Origin of the sequence: Paraburkholderia steynii (assembly GCF_900100565.1) — a bacterium.
Classification (GTDB): domain Bacteria; phylum Pseudomonadota; class Gammaproteobacteria; order Burkholderiales; family Burkholderiaceae; genus Paraburkholderia; species Paraburkholderia terrae.
This window is the reverse complement of record NZ_FNDI01000001.1, coordinates 630,076-648,314: the sequence shown is the minus strand read 5'-3', so window position 1 is coordinate 648,314 and position 18,239 is coordinate 630,076. Positions and strand designations below refer to the sequence as shown.

At 62.5% G+C, this 18,239-nt stretch carries 18 protein-coding genes and 3 tRNA genes; 15 read left to right on the top strand and 6 right to left on the bottom strand.

What is annotated here, in order from left to right:
- Window positions 1–30: 30 nt before the first annotated feature.
- The 8 genes from lepA to nagZ all read left to right on the top strand — a co-directional run bounded on the left by lepA (window position 31) and on the right by nagZ (window position 8,458).
- Entirely contained in the window at window positions 31–1,824 is a 1,794-nt protein-coding gene (gene lepA / locus BLT65_RS02855) for a translation elongation factor 4 (RefSeq protein WP_042306892.1), read from the top strand.
- 19 nt (window positions 1,825–1,843) lie between these two features.
- Complete coding sequence (gene lepB, locus BLT65_RS02850) at window positions 1,844–2,737, top strand: signal peptidase I (protein ID WP_042306894.1); 894 nt, start codon at window positions 1,844–1,846, stop codon at window positions 2,735–2,737.
- A 184-nt stretch (window positions 2,738–2,921) separates the two neighbouring features.
- Complete coding sequence (gene rnc, locus BLT65_RS02845; RefSeq protein WP_091774563.1) at window positions 2,922–4,202, top strand: ribonuclease III; 1,281 nt, start codon at window positions 2,922–2,924, stop codon at window positions 4,200–4,202.
- A gap of 64 nt (window positions 4,203–4,266) precedes the next feature.
- The gene (gene era / locus BLT65_RS02840; RefSeq protein WP_042306896.1) at window positions 4,267–5,166 is read left to right on the top strand and encodes a GTPase Era; all 900 of its coding nucleotides are present in this window, start codon (window positions 4,267–4,269) and stop codon (window positions 5,164–5,166) included.
- Window positions 5,153–6,157: a DNA repair protein RecO gene (gene recO, locus BLT65_RS02835; protein WP_248555548.1), complete on the top strand. Its 1,005-nt coding sequence runs from the start codon at window positions 5,153–5,155 to the stop codon at window positions 6,155–6,157. Before era ends, recO begins: the two co-directional genes overlap by 14 nt.
- On the top strand, window positions 6,154–6,918 hold the full coding sequence (gene pdxJ / locus BLT65_RS02830) for a pyridoxine 5'-phosphate synthase (RefSeq protein WP_042306898.1): 765 nt from the start codon (window positions 6,154–6,156) through the stop codon (window positions 6,916–6,918). The genes recO and pdxJ overlap by 4 nt, the downstream gene beginning before the upstream one ends.
- A gap of 43 nt (window positions 6,919–6,961) precedes the next feature.
- Entirely contained in the window at window positions 6,962–7,369 is a 408-nt protein-coding gene (acpS, locus tag BLT65_RS02825; protein ID WP_091774561.1) for a holo-ACP synthase, read from the top strand.
- A gap of 57 nt (window positions 7,370–7,426) precedes the next feature.
- Window positions 7,427–8,458 carry a beta-N-acetylhexosaminidase gene (gene nagZ, locus BLT65_RS02820; RefSeq protein WP_091774559.1) on the top strand — a complete coding sequence of 344 codons (1,032 nt, stop codon included), beginning with the start codon at window positions 7,427–7,429 and terminating at the stop codon, window positions 8,456–8,458.
- Window positions 8,459–8,533: 75 nt separating this feature from the next.
- Here nagZ and BLT65_RS02815 read toward each other — a convergent pair whose 3' ends face one another.
- Together BLT65_RS02815 and BLT65_RS02810 are read right to left on the bottom strand one after the other, a co-directional pair.
- The gene (locus BLT65_RS02815) at window positions 8,534–9,916 is read right to left on the bottom strand and encodes a sigma-54-dependent transcriptional regulator (RefSeq protein WP_091774557.1); all 1,383 of its coding nucleotides are present in this window, start codon (window positions 9,914–9,916) and stop codon (window positions 8,534–8,536) included.
- Between the two features lie 144 nt (window positions 9,917–10,060).
- The gene (locus BLT65_RS02810; protein ID WP_007741080.1) at window positions 10,061–10,267 is read right to left on the bottom strand and encodes a CsbD family protein; all 207 of its coding nucleotides are present in this window, start codon (window positions 10,265–10,267) and stop codon (window positions 10,061–10,063) included.
- A gap of 64 nt (window positions 10,268–10,331) precedes the next feature.
- Here BLT65_RS02810 and BLT65_RS47105 point away from each other — a divergent pair, with 64 nt between their 5' ends.
- On the top strand, window positions 10,332–10,505 hold the full coding sequence (locus BLT65_RS47105) for a hypothetical protein (RefSeq protein ID WP_156132281.1): 174 nt from the start codon (window positions 10,332–10,334) through the stop codon (window positions 10,503–10,505).
- Between the two features lie 45 nt (window positions 10,506–10,550).
- Here the strand turns inward: BLT65_RS47105 and efp are convergent, their stop codons facing one another.
- Both efp and earP read right to left on the bottom strand, forming a co-directional pair.
- Window positions 10,551–11,108, bottom strand: coding sequence for an elongation factor P (gene efp, locus BLT65_RS02805; protein ID WP_007741081.1), 558 nt, complete (start codon window positions 11,106–11,108; stop codon window positions 10,551–10,553).
- Between the two features lie 329 nt (window positions 11,109–11,437).
- Window positions 11,438–12,619 (bottom strand): elongation factor P maturation arginine rhamnosyltransferase EarP, encoded by a 1,182-nt coding sequence (earP, locus tag BLT65_RS02800; RefSeq protein ID WP_091774555.1) that lies wholly within the window; start codon window positions 12,617–12,619, stop codon window positions 11,438–11,440.
- Window positions 12,620–12,728: 109 nt separating this feature from the next.
- Here earP and uvrC point away from each other — a divergent pair, with 109 nt between their 5' ends.
- The 6 genes from uvrC to BLT65_RS02770 all read left to right on the top strand — a co-directional run bounded on the left by uvrC (window position 12,729) and on the right by BLT65_RS02770 (window position 16,814).
- Window positions 12,729–14,927 carry an excinuclease ABC subunit UvrC gene (uvrC, locus tag BLT65_RS02795; RefSeq protein ID WP_091774553.1) on the top strand — a complete coding sequence of 733 codons (2,199 nt, stop codon included), beginning with the start codon at window positions 12,729–12,731 and terminating at the stop codon, window positions 14,925–14,927.
- Between the two features lie 110 nt (window positions 14,928–15,037).
- On the top strand, window positions 15,038–15,628 hold the full coding sequence (gene pgsA, locus BLT65_RS02790) for a CDP-diacylglycerol--glycerol-3-phosphate 3-phosphatidyltransferase (RefSeq protein ID WP_007741090.1): 591 nt from the start codon (window positions 15,038–15,040) through the stop codon (window positions 15,626–15,628).
- A 165-nt stretch (window positions 15,629–15,793) separates the two neighbouring features.
- Window positions 15,794–15,869, top strand: a tRNA-Gly gene (locus BLT65_RS02785).
- A gap of 68 nt (window positions 15,870–15,937) precedes the next feature.
- A tRNA-Gly gene (locus tag BLT65_RS02780) sits at window positions 15,938–16,013 on the top strand.
- Window positions 16,014–16,164: 151 nt separating this feature from the next.
- Window positions 16,165–16,238: transfer RNA gene (locus BLT65_RS02775), tRNA-Cys, on the top strand.
- A gap of 90 nt (window positions 16,239–16,328) precedes the next feature.
- Complete coding sequence (locus BLT65_RS02770; protein WP_091774551.1) at window positions 16,329–16,814, top strand: GNAT family N-acetyltransferase; 486 nt, start codon at window positions 16,329–16,331, stop codon at window positions 16,812–16,814.
- A gap of 29 nt (window positions 16,815–16,843) precedes the next feature.
- On the opposite strand, the gene BLT65_RS02765 is transcribed toward BLT65_RS02770, so the two are convergent.
- Window positions 16,844–17,722 carry a cytochrome c oxidase assembly protein gene (locus BLT65_RS02765; protein WP_091774549.1) on the bottom strand — a complete coding sequence of 293 codons (879 nt, stop codon included), beginning with the start codon at window positions 17,720–17,722 and terminating at the stop codon, window positions 16,844–16,846.
- 20 nt (window positions 17,723–17,742) lie between these two features.
- Window positions 17,743–18,222, bottom strand: coding sequence for a copper chaperone PCu(A)C (locus BLT65_RS02760; RefSeq protein WP_091774547.1), 480 nt, complete (start codon window positions 18,220–18,222; stop codon window positions 17,743–17,745).
- Between the last annotated feature and the right edge of the window lie 17 nt (window positions 18,223–18,239).

Genomic DNA, 18,239 nt, shown 5'->3' with positions numbered 1-18,239 from the left:
AGCGCGCCTTTTTCGCTTGATCGGCACTGAATGGATCATATTCGTAACTTTTCGATCATTGCGCACATCGACCATGGCAAGTCGACGCTCGCCGATCGCATCATCCAGCTTTGCGGCGGTCTGTCGGACCGCGAGATGGAATCGCAGGTCCTCGACTCGATGGACCTCGAACGCGAGCGTGGCATCACCATCAAGGCACAAACTGCCGCGCTGTCGTACCGCGCGCGCGACGGCAAGCTGTACAACCTGAACATGATCGACACGCCCGGGCACGTCGACTTCTCGTACGAGGTCAGCCGCTCGCTCTCCGCGTGTGAAGGCGCGCTGCTGGTCGTCGACGCGAGTCAGGGCGTCGAGGCGCAAACGGTCGCCAACTGCTACACGGCCATCGAACTTGGCGTGGAAGTTGTGCCCGTGCTCAACAAGATCGACCTGCCGGCCGCGAACCCCGAAAACGCAATCACCGAGATCGAAGATGTCATCGGCATCGACGCCACCGACGCGACGCATTGCAGCGCGAAGACGGGCTTGGGCGTCCAGGATGTGCTCGAAGCGCTGATCGCGAAAGTGCCACCGCCGAAGGGCAGCCCGGACGAGCCGCTGCAGGCGCTGATCATCGACTCGTGGTTCGATAACTACGTCGGCGTCGTGATGCTGGTGCGTATCGTCAACGGTACGCTGCGTCCGAAAGACAAGATCCGGATGATGGCGACGGGCGCGGAATATCCCGTCGAACACGTCGGCGTGTTCACGCCGAAATCGAAGAATCTGGAAGAACTGTCGGCAGGGCAGGTGGGTTTCATCATCGCCGGCATCAAGGAACTGACGGCGGCGAAGGTCGGTGACACCGTCACCATCGTCAAGCGTCCCGCGGCCGAACCGCTGCCCGGCTTCAAGGAAGTGAAGCCGCAGGTGTTCGCCGGTCTCTACCCTGTTGAAGCGAACCAGTACGACGCGCTGCGCGAATCGCTGGAAAAACTCAAGCTCAACGACGCATCGCTGATGTACGAGCCGGAAGTGTCTCAGGCTCTCGGCTTCGGTTTCCGTTGCGGCTTCCTTGGTCTGTTGCACATGGAGATCGTCCAGGAACGTCTCGAGCGCGAGTTCGACATGGACCTGATCACCACCGCGCCGACCGTGGTCTATGAAGTCGTGCAGCGTGACGGCTCGATCATGACGGTCGAGAATCCGGCGAAGATGCCGGACCCGTCGAAGATCGAAGAAGTGCGCGAGCCTATCGTCACCGTGAACCTGTACATGCCGCAAGATTATGTCGGCTCGGTGATCACGCTGTGTACGCAAAAGCGCGGTTCACAGATCAACATGCAGTATCACGGCCGCCAGGTGCAGCTGACGTACGAAATCCCGATGGGCGAAATCGTGCTCGACTTCTTCGATCGGCTGAAGTCGGTGTCGCGCGGTTATGCGTCGATGGACTATGAGTTCAAGGAATATCGCGCGTCGGACGTCGTGAAGGTCGACATGCTGATCAACGGCGACAAGGTCGACGCGTTGTCGGTGATCGTTCACCGTTCGCAGAGCCAATATCGCGGCCGCGAAGTCGCTGCGAAGATGCGTGAAATCATTCCGCGTCAGATGTATGACGTCGCCATTCAGGCAACCATCGGTGCGCACATCATTGCGCGCGAGAACATCAAAGCACTTCGTAAGAACGTTCTGGCAAAGTGCTACGGCGGCGACATTACGCGTAAGAAGAAGCTGTTGGAAAAGCAGAAGGAAGGTAAGAAGCGGATGAAGCAGGTCGGCTCCGTCGAGATTCCGCAAGAAGCTTTCCTCGCGATTCTGCGCGTCGAAGACAAATAAGACTAAGAACTGGAACCTTATGAATTTTGCGCTGATTCTTTTTGTGCTCGTGATCATTACGGGCGTGGCATGGGTCGCGGACAAACTGGTTTTCCTGCCAAAGCGGCGCCGCGCAGCGGAAGCCGCCGTAGCCGAGTTCGACAATCAGCAGGCGCGCGTCGGCGAGCGCTTCGCCGATGAGAATGCGCCCGCCACACGCGCGCGCCTGCGTGACGAAAAACTGCGCCAGCCGTGGTGGCTTGAATATACGGCGAGTTTTTTCCCGGTGATTCTCGTCGTGTTCGTCGTGCGTTCGTTCGTCGTCGAGCCGTTCAAGATTCCGTCGGGTTCGATGGTGCCGACGCTGCTCGTCGGCGACTTCATCCTCGTCAACAAGTTCGACTACGGCATCCGTCTGCCCATCACGAATACGAAGGTCACGGAAGGCCGTCCGCTGCAACGTGGCGATGTCGTTGTGTTCCGCTACCCGAAGGACGAATCGGTCGACTACATCAAGCGCGTGATCGGCCTGCCTGGCGACGTCGTCTCGTACGAGGACAAGCAGCTCACGATCAACGGCAAGCCCGTGCCCGAGACGGCGCTGCCCGATTACTTCGATGAAGAGCGCATCGGCTACGCGAAGCAGTTCGAAGAAGACCTCGACGGGCGCAAGAACCGCATTCTCAATAACCCGGCTGTGCCGCCGTTCATTGTCGGCGCGGAAGACTTCCCTTATCGCGATAACTGCAAGTACGACGCACGCGGTGTCACGTGCAAGGTGCCGCCGGGCAACTACTTCATGATGGGCGATAACCGCGACAACAGTGCCGACAGCCGCTACTGGGGCTTCGCGCCGGACAAGAACATCGTCGGTCGCGCGTTCTTCATCTGGATGAACTTCAGCAATTTGAAACGCATCGGCGGCTTCCATTGATCGCCACTCGCGCATCGCAAGACGATGCGCGCTGAACCCGCGCAACACGTCGCGCATTGAGCGCGACGTGTTATCACGCTACTTTAACAACGCGCGGTAACGTCGCTACAACACGCTTTTTCGGCGCCGGGGCTGCCAGACTCGCACTCTCCGCCCCGTGGTGCGCCCGCGTTATACTCTGCACATGCCCCTATCTCCGTTGGAAAGCCGTTTGCGCTACGAATTTCGCAATGCGGAATTGTTGCGTCAGGCTTTAACTCACCGCAGTCACAGTGCCACGCATAACGAGCGGCTGGAATTTCTCGGCGACTCCGTTCTGAACTGCGCGGTGGCTGCGCTTTTGTTCCAACGTTTCGGGAAACTGGACGAGGGTGATCTGTCCCGCGTTCGCGCGAATCTGGTCAAACAACAGTCGCTGTACGAGATTGCTCAGGCCCTGAATATTTCCGAGAGCCTGCGGCTCGGCGAAGGCGAATTGCGCAGCGGCGGTTTCCGCCGCCCGTCCATTCTCGCTGACACGCTGGAAGCCATTCTGGGCGCGATCTTTCTCGATAGCGGGTTCGAGGCGGCGCAGACGGTCATCAAGCGCCTGTACGTGCCGATTCTCGATCACATCGACCCGCGCACCCTCGGCAAGGATGCCAAGACCTTGCTGCAAGAGTATCTGCAGGGCCACAAGATTCCGCTGCCTACCTACACCGTGGTCGCCACGCATGGTGCGGCGCACAATCAGCAGTTCGAAGTCGAATGCACCGTGCCGAAACTGGACGTGAAGGTCTCCGGTTCTGGCGCGAGCCGCCGTGCGGCCGAGCAGGCTGCGGCAAAGAAGGCGCTCGACGAGGTGATGGCGGCGGCGCCCGCCATGGTGGCCAAGCCGAAGCGCTCGAAGAGCGCGCGCGCGGCCAAGCAGGCCGAGACCGAAATCGTGCCGGGCGTGACAGGCGTTCAGGCGGCGCTCGATCTGCGCGCGCCCGATACGCGCAGGTCCGATCGAGCGTCACGCGCCGCCGAGGCGAAGCTGATGACGCCCGAGGTGCCGTCGGCGGGACAGGTGGCTGCGGCGGCGCCGCTCGCGGTCATACGCGCGGCGCATGTCGAGTACAGCCAGGAATCCGCGGGCGGCGACAAGACCGAGCGCGCCACGCGCGTGGCAGACAAACCAGAAACGGTACTGAAACTGGCCGACCGTCCGGCAGAGCGCCAGAATCAGGACAGGCCCGATACGCCGGCGCGTGCAGCGGAAAAGACATCTGAGAAGCCTGTCGAAAAACCGGCTGACAAGGCGTCGGACAAACCCGCCGACAAATCTGCGGAAAAGCCCGCCGAAAAACCCGACACCAACACTCGCGGCACGGACAAAACCGCGTCGCGTGCCCGCGAGGCCGCTCCCGGCGCAAGCGCGGGCGATCTCGAACCCGGCGTCGCTGGCGCGGTGCATAGCCGCGTGGCCGATGCCGGTCATTGAACGCTATACGACGTGGATGCGCTCGACCTGACGCGCGTCCACACGAACCTGCCGTAGTACGAATATGAACGCTCCCACTCCCACTGGTTTTCGCTGCGGCATGGTCGCAATCGTCGGCCGCCCGAACGTCGGCAAGTCGACGTTGATGAACGCGCTGGTCGGCCAGAAAGTCAGCATCACGTCGCGCAAGGCGCAGACGACCCGCCACCGCATCACGGGCATCAACACGATCGACGACGCGCAGTACATTTTCGTCGACACGCCCGGCTTCCAGACGCGTCACAGCACCGCGCTGAACCGTTCGCTGAATCGCGCGGTGACGTCTACGCTGTCATCTGTCGATGCCGTGCTGTTCGTGATCGAAGCCGGCCGCTTCGGTCCTGACGACCAGAAGGTGCTGGACCTGATCCCGAAGTCCGCGCCGACGCTGCTCATCGCGAACAAGCTCGACCGCGTGAACGACAAGGATTCGCTGTTCCCGTTCATGCAGCAGATGAGCGCGCTGCGCGAGTTCAGGGAAATCGTGCCGCTGTCGGCGAAGAATCCCGACGACATCAAGCGCCTGCTGGCGACCGTCAAGCCGTATCTGCCCGAAGGCCAGCCGATCTACGGCGAAGACGATCTGACCGATCGCAGCGAGCGCTTCCTCGCCGCCGAAATCCTGCGCGAGAAAGTGTTCCGGTGGACGGGCGATGAACTGCCGTACACGAGCACGGTGCTGATCGACAAGTTCGAGACGGAAGGGCGTTTGCGCCGCATTTTCGCGACGATCCTCGTCGAGCGCGATATGCACAAGGCGATGATCATCGGCCAGAAGGGCGCGAAGCTGAAGCAGATCAGCACGGAAGCGCGCCTCGACATGGAGAAGCTGTTCGACGGCCCCGTGTATCTCGAGACGTTCATCAAGGTGAAGAGTGGCTGGGCCGACAATGAAGCCGGACTCCGCGCCTATGGTTACGAATGACGGCGCACTGGACACCCAATCTGACGCGTGGATGACGCCGCCGAACGAAACTCACCCTGACGCCGATCCCGACGACGCCTCCGCTCACGACGAGCAGCCGGCTTCGTTCGCGCCGCCGCCACGCGCAAAGCCGGCGCGTCCCGCACGTTCGACGAAACGCAGCGCACCGCGCCAGGACGGCGACGACTTCGGCGAAGGCGGCGATCACGCCGAAGCCGCGTTGCGCAAGACATCAGGCCGTCGTTCGACGTCGCGCGTGCCGCGTGCGCCAGCTTCCGACTTCCGCATCTCCGAGCAGCCCGCGTTCGTGCTGCATAGCTATCCGTATCGCGAGACGAGCCTGATCGTCGACGTGCTGTCGCGCGATCACGGCCGCATTGCCCTCGTCGCGAAGGGCGCGAAGCGTCCGCATTCCGCGCTGCGCGGCGTGCTGCAGACATTCCAGCCGTTGTCGCTCGCGTGGTCCGGCAAGTCTGAGATGCGTACGCTGACGGGCGCCGAGTGGGTCGGCGGCATGTTGCCGCTCGGTGGCGACGCGCTGCTGTGCGGCTTCTACGTGAACGAATTGCTCGTCAAGTTTCTCGCGCGCGAAGATCCGCATCCGCAACTGTTCCATCACTACGTCGTCACGCTGACGCGCCTTGCGCACGACGAGCCGCCCGTGCAGGTGCTACGTTCGTTTGAGCGCGTATTGCTGCGCGAAACCGGCTACGCGATGTCGCTCAACCGCACGGTGGCGCGCAAGGCCGTGGTGCCGGAGGGCCGCTACGTGTTCGATCCCGAGCGCGGCGTGCGCGAAGCATCCGACGAGTATCCTTCGAACTGGCCTGTGATCAGCGGACAGACCTTGCTCGACATGGAGCAGGACGATTACCATCGAGCGCAGACCGTCGCGCAAAGCAAGACGCTGATGCGCTTTTTGCTCAACACCTATCTGGGCGGCACGCCGCTCGCGACCCGCCAGATCCTGATCGACCTGCAGAATCTATGAGCTTCTTTCTGACTTCTCCGACTGTGATCGACCTCGGCGTGAACATCGATCACGTTGCCACGCTGCGCAACGTGCGCGGCACGTCCTATCCCGATCCGATCCGCGCCGCGTTGCAGGCTGAAGAAGCGGGCGCCGATGCGATCACGCTGCATCTGCGCGAAGACCGCCGCCATATCGTCGATGCCGACGTGCGCGCGCTGCGCTCGCAACTGAAGACGCGCATGAACCTCGAATGCGCGGTGACGCAGGAAATGCTCGACATCGCGTGCGAAGTGCAGCCGCACGACGTCTGTCTCGTGCCGGAAAAGCGTCAGGAACTGACGACGGAAGGCGGCCTCGACGTCGTCGGGCACTTCGAGGCAGTGCGTGCCGCTTGCAAGCAACTGGCTGACGCTGGCTCGCGCGTGTCGCTCTTCATCGATGCCGACGAAACGCAGATTCGCGCCGCGCACGAAGCGGGTGCGCCCGTGATCGAACTGCACACGGGTGCTTACGCGGAAGTGCATGACGCGAGCGAACAGCAGCGCGAGTACGAGCGCATCGTACGCGGCGTGGAGTTTGGCGCGTCGCTGGGGCTGAAGGTCAACGCGGGTCACGGCCTGCATTACACGAACGTCCAGCAGATTGCGGCGATCGAAGGCATCGTCGAACTGAACATCGGCCACGCGATCGTTGCGCACGCGATCTTCGCGGGCTGGGACAACGCCGTGCGCGAGATGAAGGCGATCATGGTCGCCGCGCGTCTCGCAGCGCGTGCTTAACCAGACACGGCAACACTGATAAACGGATAGCGACGGTACACGTATGGCGATCTACGGCATTGGCACCGACGTCGTTCAGGTAAGCCGCGTCGCGGCGGTGATGCAGCGCACCAACGGACGCTTCGCCGAGAAAGTGCTCGGCCCCGATGAGTTGCGCATCTATCACGCGCGTAATGCACGCTCGCAAGTGCGTGGCCTCGCGTTTCTCGCGACGCGTTTCTCCGTCAAGGAAGCGTTCTCGAAAGCGATCGGACTCGGCATGCGCTGGCCGATGACATGGCGCGCGTTGCAGACGCTGAACGAACCGAGCGGCCGTCCGATGTGCGTCGCGTCGGGCGAACTCGCCGACTGGCTGGCCGAGCGCGGGATCACGTCGAAAGTGACTTTGTCCGATGAGCGCGATTACGCGGTGTCGTTTGTGATTGCCGAGACTGCTGACCCTTCTGCCTGATTCTTTCTACGCGGCGCGAAAACTGCGCCGCGTTCTTCCTTTTCCTTCACGAACCCGATGAAACTGACTCCTGGCCCGGTGATGCTCGACGTCGTCGGCAAGACCTTGAACGCCGACGACGAGCGCCGCCTCGCACATCCGATGACGGGCGGCGTGATCCTGTTCGCGCGCCACTTCGAGAGTCGCGCGCAACTCGTCGCGCTGACGGACGCGATCCGAAACATACGCGAGGATCTCCTGATCGCCGTCGATCACGAAGGCGGCCGCGTGCAGCGCTTTCGCACTGACGGCTTCACAGTGCTGCCCGCGATGGGCAGGCTCGGCGCGCTGTGGGACGACGACGTGCTGCGCGCGACCAAGGTGACGACGGCCGTCGGCTACGTGCTCGCGTCCGAGCTGCGCGCGTGCGGTATCGACATGAGCTTCACGCCCGTGCTCGATCTGAACTATGGCCACTCGCAGGTGATCGGCGACCGCGCGTTCCATCGCGATCCGCGCGTCGTGACGATGCTCGCGAAGAGCCTCAATCACGGTCTCGCGCTTGCGGGCATGTCGAACTGCGGCAAACATTTTCCGGGACACGGGTTTGCTTCGGCGGATTCGCACGTCGCCGTGCCCGTCGACGAACGCACGCTCGACGAGATTCTCGGCGAAGACGTCACGCCCTACGACTGGCTCGGCTTGTCGCTCGCGTCGGTGCTGCCGGGGCACGTGATTTATCCGAAGGTCGACAGCAAGCCGGCGGGTTTCTCGCGCGTGTGGATTCAGGACATTCTGCGCACGAAGCTCGGCTTCGAAGGCGCGATTTTCAGCGACGATCTGTCGATGGAAGCGGCGCGCCAGGGCGGCACGCTGACGCAAGCCGCGACGGCCGCGCTCGAAGCCGGTATCGACATGGTGCTGATCTGCAATCAGCCCGACGAGGCAGGCAAGGTGCTCGACGCGCTGCGCTTCATGCCGTCGGAGGAATCGAGGCAGCGTCTCGAACGGATGCGGCCGCGCGGCGACGCGCTGTCGTGGACGCAGTTGATGGAGGAGCCGCAGTATCAGCAGGCGCAGGCGTTGTTGCGCGAGGCGTTCGCGGGCTGATCTTCGCTTCGCGGTCGAAATAAAAAAGGACGGGTCCAATCGGAGCCCGTCCTTTTGCTTTTGTGACTCGCGACTTCAGTTCAGACGCATGCGCTGCAGTTTGTTGTACAGCGTCTTCGGACTGATGCCGAGCAGCGACGCCGCGCGATGCCGCGTGCCGCCGACAGCGTCGAGCGTCGCGCGAATCAGCATTTCCTCGACGTCGGCGAGCGGCGTGCCCACGGTGACCTGCACGCGGCCCCCGTTCAGATCGCGGCCGCCTGCGCCGTTGCCTTCGTCGGCGCGCAGCGTCTCCAGCACGTCGCCGGATGCGTGATACGCGCGCCGCACGCGGTCCTGCAATTCCCGCACGTTGCCCGGCCATTCATACGCCAGACATTCGCGGACGAAATTCGGCCCGACCAGCTTGGTCGCATCCGCAACGCCGCGCGCGTTGGCTTCGTCGTTCAGTTCGTCGACGAGCGCCTGCGCGAAGAGAGCAGGGTCTTCGCCGCGCTCGCGCAGCGGCGGCAACGACAGCGCGGCCGCTTCAAGGCGCAAGCCGAGATCCTGATGCAGCGTGCCTTCGGCGACAGCCGAGCGCGGTGCCTTGCGTGTCGATGCGATCAGCCGGAAATCGGTCGCCACCTGATTCGTGCCGCCGACGCGCATGAACGTTTGCGAATCGAGCGCGCTCAGCAACGCTTCCTGCTGCGCGCGCGGCAGCATCGTGATCTCGTCGATGAAGAGCGTGCCGCCGCTCGCCTGTTCGAAGAGACCGGGCTCGCGTTGCTCCGCGCCGCCGAACGCGCCACGTTCGTGGCCGAACAGCAGACTGTCGAGCGGCCGGCCGCCCGCGACGGCTTGCGCCGAGCGGCAGTCGAGCACGACGAACGGGCCTTTGCGGCGCCGGCTCATCTCGTGCAGCGTGCGCGCGGCGACTTCCTTGCCGGCGCCCGCTTCGCCCGAAATCAGCACGGCCGCTTCTGTCGGCGCGACGTGCTCGATCGAATCGTAGATATGCTGGATCGCGCCGCTGCGACCGATCATCGGCCCAAAGCGGCCCATGCGGCGCAGCTTGGCGCGCAGCGTCTGTACTTCCTCGGTGAGTTCGTACGGACGCGGAATGCGCGCCAGCAGGCTGCGCAGGCGTGGAATGTTGACGGGCTTGAGCAGGTAGTCCCAGATGCCATGGCGCAAGCCTTCGATCGCGCTTTCGACCGTCGCGTTGCCCGTCATCACGATCACGGGCAATGCGCCGCCGGGCGGCTGCGCGGGCAGATGCTGGAGCAGGTCGAGGCCGCCGCCGTCGGGCAGATTCAGGTCGACCAGCACGACGTCGGGGATGAAGCGTGTCAGGGCTGCGCGTGCTTCGGAGAGCGTGATCGCGGTGTCGACTGAGAAACCGTCGGCGGCGAGAATCGCGGACAGGCCTGACAGGCTATTAGGATCGTCTTCGACAATCAGGGCATGTGGCATATCGAGCGCAACTGTTCAGATGGACGGATGCCCGACGCACGCGGCTCGCCGTAGGCGGCGCCGCACGCACGGACGCTTGATGAGTGAGCTTGAAGCGGCCAATGCTCCCTCCCGGTAGACGTGGCGGGCTGGACGCGACCCCGATCAGAAGGGCCGGTTGCTGTCGAAGAAACGGCGCACTTCGAGTTCCGCTTCGTCGCGGGTCTTGCCATAGCGTTCCTGGATCAGACCCGCCAGCTTGTCGGCGCGGCCTTCCGCCTTGGTCAGTTCGTCGTCCGTGAGTTCGCCCCACGCGGTTTTCGCCTTGCCGATCATCTGTTTCCACTTGCCTTCAGCGATATCGTTGTTCATGAAACCTCCCGTTTTCGAATGTACGAAAGCCTTATAGGCCTGAACTATTCCGTAAGCAGAAGGCGTGCCCAACCGGACTTTCCTGAAAAACCGACGTGAGCGCGGGCTAAAAACACCGGCCGCGCGAGCCGACCTGGCAAAATTGCATGACTGGCCGGTAAAGTTTTCCACCACCATACACGGTCGCGAAAAAAAGAAAAAGCGCCCCGAAGGGCGCTTTTTAATTCAAAAACCCTGAGTTGACTCAGGGCTTAAGACGAATGCAATGCGGCGCGATTCAAATTTATGCGCGGCTGCGATATTCGTTGGTACGCGTGTCGATTTCGATCTTGTCGCCGATGTTGCAGAAGAGCGGCACTTGCAGTTCGAAGCCGGTGTTCAGCTTGGCCGTCTTGAGCACCTTGCCCGACGACGTATCGCCCTTGACAGCCGGTTCCGTGTAGATGATTTCGCGGACCAGCGTGGTCGGCAGTTCGACCGAGATCGCCTTCTCGTTGTAGAACACGACTTCGCAAGCCATGCCGTCTTCGAGGTAGTTCAGCGCGTCGCCCATCATTTCGGCTTCGACTTCGAACTGGTTGTAGTCCGCGTCCATGAACACGTACATCGGGTCGGCGAAGTACGAGTACGTGACTTCCTTGCGGTCCAGCAAGACGACGTCGAACTTGTCGTCCGCCTTGTACACGCTTTCCATGCCCGCGCCCGTCAGCAGGTTCTTGAACTTCATCTTGACGACGGCGGAGTTACGGCCCGACTTGTTGTATTCGGCCTTCTGCACGACCATCGCGTCGGTGCCGATCATCACCACGTTGCCGGTGCGGAGTTCTTGAGCGATCTTCATAAAACTGTCCTGTACGAAATAAGGTGCTTCAACTTTTGCTCAACGGCATACGGCGTAAGCAGGTTCGGCGCCCGGCGCGCGCTTGACATCTCGTTCAGCAGCCTGAAGGCAGATCGAGCTGGAGTGCGCGGTGAGCGGGGCCGGTGCGTGCCGGAGTGGCGCCGATGTTCCCTGACGCCTTGTTCCGTGCTTCGTCCGTCTGCTTCTTTTACCCGAAGCGGGCGCGTACGCGTGTGACACTGGCTGACACAGCCGTGAAGGCAGACTTTCGATCCGCCGCCGGTCTGGCCGCTGTGCCGCGCTTGCGTCGTCGGCCGTTGGATAACCGCTTATTTTAACTGACTTTTTGCGAATCCGGCTAGATTTCCGGCGAGATCGCCGATCGACGCGAGTTCGCGAGCCCAGTCGGCTGCGCGTGCGTCGAGCAGCTGACGGTGGCGTTGCAGATCGGTCCAGTCGGGCGTGCCGTTGCCGTTCCATGCATGCCAGAAACGGCCGAGCGCAGCGCGGGCGGCGGCGGGAAGGCCGTGCGCGTAGTGCGCGAGGGCGGCGTCGAGCTTCGGCAGATGGGCGTCATCGGCCTGCGGGTAGATGTGCCAGACGAACGGCCGTGCGGCCCATTGCGCGCGCACGAACGAATCCTCGCCGCGTACGAAATTGATGTCGCTCGCCCACAGCAGTTCGTCGTAGCCGGGCTGGTCGGTGAACGCGAGCGCGTGCGCGCGCAGGCTGCCGCGCGACGTATGCGTGCCCCCCGCGAACGACGGCAGGCCGAAAAACCGCGCAACGGCGCCCGAAATGCGGCCTTCGGGCACGAGCAGCACGACTTCGCGTTCGGCGTCGCGCCATTGCTCGAGCAGGCTGTCGACGGCAGGGTTCTCGTAGGCGAACAGCGAGACGACGGTGGCGTCCCTGGATGGCGGCGCGCTGCCTGTCGTCGCTTGCCACCAGGCGGCGCGCACGTCGGGTGACGCTTCGAAGGCGGCGCGGCGCGTGTCGAGATCGCGCTCCTTCAGCACGCCGCCCGTGCCCTTGCCGAGCCCCGGGAAGAAGAACGTTTTGTTCAACGCGTGACGCGGATGCGGCGACGGCCGCAAATGAAAGTCCGCGACCCAGTCCTCGCCGCTCAGATACTCGAGGTTGAACCAGACGGGCACGCGCTCGCGCCGCGCCATCGCCTCCACATACACGTGCGGCAGCTCGCATGCGAACGCTTCGATCACGACGTCCGCCACCTGCAGGGTATCGCCAGCGTGCGCCGGTTCGTGCCAGTGCTCGACGACGATGCCGTCCACCGTCTGTCGCGCGCTTTTCACATCGACGGATGCATTGAGCTTGTGAAACGCATGCAGATCATCGACGAAGACGCGTACCTGCCAGCCATGCTCGCTCGCGAGCTGCCGCGCGAGCCGCCAACAGACGCCGATGTCGCCGAAGTTGTCGATCACCGCGCAGAAAATGTCGCACGCGATCGTCGACGGCTGCAACGCTTGAGGGGGAGCGGAAGACATGATGGCGGCGCCTGGGTTCGGGCGTGAGCGGAATGTTCTAAACTGGCGATTCTAAAGCACATCACCCACATGACGCGCCGTGCGTACGCGGCGTCCAATCCGATTCTGCATGACCCGATCCGATCCCACTCCCGCAGCCGGTTCCGTCGCGAAGCCCGGCGTGCCCGAAGTCGTCGCCGAAGACTTCGACCCGAAGAAGGTGTTGCGCCAGTTGCCGCACATGCCGGGCGTCTATCGCTATTACGATGCACAGGGCGCGGTGCTGTACGTGGGCAAGGCGCGCGATCTGAAGAAACGCGTGTCGAGCTACTTCACGAAGACGCTGCTGTCGCCGCGCATCGCGATGATGGTCACGCGGATCGCGAAGATCGAAACGACGGTCACGCGTTCCGAAGCCGAAGCGCTGTTGCTCGAGAACAATCTGATCAAGGCTTTGGCGCCGCGCTACAACATCCTGTTTCGCGACGACAAGTCATATCCGTATCTGAAGCTCACGGGCCATCAGTTTCCGCGCATGGCGTATTACCGCGGTTCGGTCGACAAGAAGAACCAGTACTTCGGACCGTTTCCAAGCGCGTGGGCAGTGCGTGAGAGCATTCAGATCCTGCAGCGCGTATTCCAGTTGCGCACGTGCGAAGACTCGGTGTTCAACAACCGCACGCGGCCGTGTTTGCTGCATCAGATCGGACGATGCACGGCCCCATGCGTCGCCGCGATCAGCGAAGAGGACTACGCACGCGATGTGTCGAACGCGTCGCGCTTCCTGCTCGGACGGCAGTCGGAAGTGATGAACGAGCTCGAGCAGAAGATGCACGCTTTCGCCAGCGAACTGAAGTTCGAGCAGGCAGCGGCTGTGCGCAATCAGATGAGCTCGCTGTCGACGGTGCTGCATCAGCAGGCCATCGAAGTGGGCGGCGAGAGTGACGTCGACATTCTGGCCGTCGTCGCGCTTGGCGGGCGCGTGTGCGTGAACCTCGCGATGGTGCGCGGCGGCCGGCATCTTGGCGACAAGGCGTATTTCCCGACGCATGTCGAAAGCGCGTTGACAGCGGAAGAGGGCGGTTTCGACGATGGCGATGAAATCGTGCGGGCTGAGCCTGCGACAGTGATCGATGTCGAGGCGGAATTGGGCGAGGAGTCCGATGAAGTCGTGAGTGTCGACGAAGGCGCGCCGGAGGAAAGCAGCGAAGAACCCGAAGTCGCTACTGGCGCAGATGCAGATGCAGATGCCGACTCCGGCAAGAAGCCGCGCCGCACGCTGGGCATCGAATCGGAAGTGCTCGAAGCGTTTATTGCCCAGCATTATCTGGGCAATCGCGTGCCGCCCGTGCTCGTGGTCAGCCACGCGCCCGCGAGCCGCGAACTCGTCGATCTGCTAATCGAGCAGGCCGGCCACAAGGTCACGCTGTTGCGCCAGCCGCAAGGCCAGAAGCGCGCCTGGCTCGCGATGGCCGAGCAGAACGCGAAGATCGCGCTCGCGCGGCTGTTGTCGGAGCAAGGCTCCCAGCAATCGCGTACGCGCGCGCTCACCGACACGTTGTCGCTCGAATTCGAAGACCTCGCGCATCTGCGCATCGAATGCTTCGACATCAGTCATACGATGGGCGAAGCGACGCAGGCGTCGTGCGTCGTTTATCACCATCACAAGATGCAGTCGTCCGAGTACCGGCGTTACAACATCACGGGCATTACGCCTGGCGACGACTACGCGGCCATGCGTCAGGTGCTCACGCGGCGCTACGAGAAGATGGTCGCGCAGGCCGCGGCAAACGCGAACGACGAAGCGGCCGAGCTGCAACCCGAAGCCGCCGCCGATCCGGCCGTTACGCCGGAAGGCGCGGAACCCGTTGCCGCGGGCGGGCTGTTGCCGAACATCGTGCTGATCGACGGCGGCAAAGGGCAGGTCGAGATCGCGCGCCAGGTATTCAACGAACTCGGGCTGGACCTCGGCATGCTGGTTGGCGTCGCAAAGGGAGAAGGGCGTAAGGTTGGCCTCGAGACGCTCGTCTTCGCGGACGGCCGGTCGTCGCTCGAACTCGGCAAGGAAAGCGCGGCGCTGATGCTGGTCGCGCAGATCCGCGACGAAGCGCACCGTTTCGCGATCACGGGCATGCGCGCCAAGCGCGGCAAGACGCGCCAGACGTCGCGGCTCGAGGAACTGGAAGGCGTCGGCGCGAAGCGGCGTCAGCGGCTGCTGGCGCGCTTCGGGGGCTTGCGCGGCGTGGTGGCCGCGAGTATCGACGACCTCGCGAGCGTCGAGGGCATTTCGCGCGCGCTTGCCGAGCAGATTTATCGTCAGTTGCATTGAACGCGTCGACATCTGCGTATGTCGCTGCGCCGTGCGCCCGGGCCTTGCTTGTGGCTCGCCCGGTGAAGCGGCACAATTGCATCTCTTATCTCAGAACGTAGCGCCTGCCCATGCCGTTTAATTTCCCGATCTTCCTGACGTGGCTGCGGATTGTGTTGATTCCGCTCGTCGTGGGCGTGTTCTATTTGCCGGACATGATGCTGAGTCCGGCGCACCGCAATCTGGCCGCCGCGACGATTTTCATCCTCGCCGCGCTGACCGACTGGTTCGACGGCTTTCTCGCGCGTAAGTGGAACCAGACGTCCGCGTTCGGTGCGTTTCTCGATCCCGTCGCCGACAAGCTGATGGTGACAGCTGCCTTGCTCGTGCTCGTGCAGTTGTCGCGTCTCGATTCGGCGATCGCGCTTGTGATCGTCGGTCGCGAAATTGCGATTTCGGCACTGCGCGAATGGATGGCGCAGATCGGCGCATCGAAGAGCGTCGCGGTGAACTCGCTCGGCAAGTTCAAGACGGCCTGCCAGATGACTGCGATTCCGATGCTGCTGTTCTATGGTCCGTTATCGCTCGGCGTGTTCTCGATCGACACGCGCGTGTGGGGTTTGTGGCTCATCTATCTTGCCGCGTTCCTCACGATCTGGTCGATGCTGTACTACATGAAGCTTGCGTGGCCGCAGATCCGCGAGCGCGGTGGTATGGCGTGACGTAGCGGTTGATGTCGCGGCGTCAGCGCGATGTGTCAGTAGATTTTTCAATCTCTCGTACAAAAAGAGTTGACACGATTCGGCGGCTTCTACATAATCTCGTTTCTCCGGTGAACGCGATGCTAATAAACAGCGCGAAACACTAGGAAGCAGTAGAAGCAAAACGCGGGAGTAGCTCAGTTGGTAGAGCGCAACCTTGCCAAGGTTGAGGTCGCGAGTTCGAGACTCGTCTCCCGCTCCAGATTTCGAAGCAGCGTTTTGCAGCAAGCAGTCAGCAGGGCGTTGTGAAGCAGTAAAGCGCAGGTTCATGCGGGAGTAGCTCAGTTGGTAGAGCGCAACCTTGCCAAGGTTGAGGTCGCGAGTTCGAGACTCGTCTCCCGCTCCACACATAGGGGGAAGCCAAGCTTCCCTTTTTGTTTGATGCTTCGGTAGAAGCGTCGAGCGCAGATGGCCGTGATGTCGTGTTTTTCAGGCCATCGCACAAAATCTGCGAGCCGTTGCAACTGCAACAAAGTACGGTTCGGTAGTCCGCTTTTGGCGCGATAGCAAAGCGGTTATGCAGCGGCCTGCAAAGCCGTTTAGACCGGTTCGACTCCGGTTCGCGCCTCCAGAAGCAAAGAAAAGCCCCGAGATTTCGGGGCTTTTCTTTTTTCAGCGCGTGGTTTCGCGCCCGAGCAACGTCACGACTGGACGGCAACGTATGCAAAGCAAAGAGACTTCTTCTATCGAATGGCGCTGGAAGGCTTTCGACGATCTGACGAACGTCGAGGTCTACGACATGCTCGCCGCTCGCGCAGCCGTCTTCGTGATCGAGCAGAACTGCTTGTATGGCGATGTCGATGGACTCGATATCGGCGCATGGCATCTGTTCGCGTACGGCTCGCAGCAGCCGTCCGGCACGCGCGCGAAACTGGCGGGCTATCTGCGCGTGCTGCTGCCTGATAACGAGGACGCCGATATCCGCATCGGCCGCGTGCTGACGACGGCCGATTTCCGCGGACAAGGCCTCGGCAGCGCGATGCTCGAAACGGTGCTCGGCCATATCCATGCGCAGTGGCCCCGCACGTCCATTCGTCTGCATGCGCAGGCGCATCTGCAGCCGTTCTATGGCGCGTTCGGCTTCGAGCCGATTTCAGACGTACACGAAGAGGACGGCATCCCGCATATCTGGATGCGTTCTGCCTGACGCTTGCTCTTGCTGCGTCTGAATGCAGATCAACGGTCGGCGTGCGCGACGATCTGCGCTCGCTCAGACGCAGGCACATGCGCATGGCGCTCATCACGCAGACGCGCTCGAGCCGACAGTCTCATCCAGTGACGCAGCGCGAGCACGGCGCCGATCACGCTCATCATCGAACCTGGAATCCATAGCAACAGTCCGCCGATCTGCTGATCGCGCATCGGACTGAGCCATGTGAATGCGCGTCCGCAGATCGAATAGACAGGATAGAGTTCGCGCGGCGAAAAGAAGATGAACGCGCCGAGCATGATCTGCGGCGGAATCGCAGCGACGACCAGCAGCACGCGTTTGCCGGGCGATAGCCGCGCGGGCGGCGCGGGCCGCGCATCGAGCACGAGCCACCAGAACATCAACCCGTCGATCACCATGCTCCAGTTCATCACGCGATACAGCCGCCAGTCGAGCATCGCGACGAAGTGAATCGGCGAGAGCAGCCAGAAATAGATCAGTCCAACGAACAGAACGACGGCGACGACGGGATGAAACAGAACATCGAGCGTCGTGCGCGCGTAACGCGTCTGTAGCGCGGGCCGCACGTAGCGTTGCCGCCACGCGAATGGAATGCCCGCACGCAGCGCCGCGCCGGGATAGGACAGCGCGATGAAGAACGGCCCGAGATGATGCAGCACCAGATGCTGCGCGCGATGCATGAAGAACTCATGCTCGAAGAAATAATCGAGCCGTGTGTGAAGCGCGACATAGAGCGCTGCCAGCCCGAACCAGAACGACAACTGTCGCGCCACCGACACCTTCGCCTTGCGCACGCCGCGCGCGAACAGCAGCGCGGCGAGCAGCATCACGATCACCACGGTCGGCGACGGCTCCCAGGGTTCGAGCCAGTAGAGCGAAGTCATCGCGGGTTCATCACCCGCCGTTACTTGGTCTGCGAAGGCGACTTGACGGCGAACGGCGCATCGAGCGTTTCGCCGTCGGAGAACTGCAGCTTCAGATGCACCGTGTCGCCCGGCGCGATCTTGCGCTTCGCTTCTTCGAGCATCACGTGATAGCCGCCCGGCGCGATCGACGCCTGGCCGTGTGCCGGCACCGTCAGCTTGTCGACCATCACCATTTTTTGCGTCGAACCATTCGACACTGTCTGATGCAGCATCGCGCTGCCGTAATCGGCGCTCGACACGTCGACGAGATCGATCGGCTTGTCGCTCGAGTTGGTCAGCGTGACGTACGCGGCGGCGGGCAGATTGTTCGGCAGCCAGCGGACCCATGCGTTCTGCACGGCGATGGCCTGCTTGCTGTCGGCAGCGTGCGCGGCGATGCTGCCCGTGGCGACGAACGCGAAAGCGACGGCGCAAACCAGCGTGTGAATCCTCGAAAGTGTTTTGATTTGTTGTGTCATGGCGAACCTGTGAGAAA